The sequence below is a fragment of the Bradyrhizobium sp. 21 genome, from assembly GCF_023073335.1.
Classification (GTDB): Bacteria; Pseudomonadota; Alphaproteobacteria; order Rhizobiales; family Xanthobacteraceae; genus Bradyrhizobium.
The window spans coordinates 1-752 of the sequence record NZ_JADPJG010000001.1; the positions used below are offsets into that span (position 1 = coordinate 1).

1 protein-coding gene is annotated in these 752 nt (G+C 64.6%); it reads left to right on the forward strand.

Translation table 11 applies throughout. The features are described from left to right. Positions 1-752, forward strand: a 752-nt coding sequence (gene gmd, locus IVB31_RS00005; RefSeq protein ID WP_247317124.1) for a GDP-mannose 4,6-dehydratase, incomplete at both ends; no start/stop codon positions are given.

A 752-nucleotide genomic window follows, 5' to 3' on the forward strand; every position in this document is an offset into this window, starting at 1 on the left:
AATCTCGCCGCCCAGAGCCACGTCGCCGTCAGCTTCGAGAGCCCGGAATACACCGCCAATGCCGACGGCATCGGCGTGCTGCGCCTGCTGGAAGCGATCCGCATCCTCGGCATGGAGAAGGAGACGCGGTTCTACCAGGCCTCGACCTCAGAGCTCTATGGCCTGGTGCAGGAGATCCCGCAGAAGGAGACCACGCCGTTCTATCCGCGCTCGCCCTATGGCGTCGCAAAGCTCTACGGCTACTGGATCACGGTGAACTACCGCGAAGCCTACGGCATGTTCGCCAGCAACGGCATCCTGTTCAACCACGAGAGCCCGATCCGCGGCGAGACGTTCGTCACCCGCAAGATCACGCGCGGCGTTGCCCGCATCGAGGTGGGGCTGGAGGAGACGCTCTATCTCGGCAATCTCTCGGCCAAGCGCGACTGGGGCCATGCGCGCGACTATGTCGAGGGCATGCACAAGATCCTGCAGGCCGACAAGCCCGACGATTTCGTGCTCGCCACCGGCGAGATGCACTCGGTGCGCGAGATGGTCGAGCTGTCGTTCGCACAAATCGGCCGCCGCATCGCATGGTGCGGCAAGGGCGTCGAGGAGACCGGCGTCGACGAGAAGAGCGGCAAGACCGTGGTGAAGATCGATCCGACCTATTTCCGCCCCACCGAGGTCGATCTCCTCGTCGGCGACGCCAGCAAGGCGCGCGAGGTGCTGGGCTGGACGCCGAAGCGGAGTTTTGCAGAACTCGTCGCGGA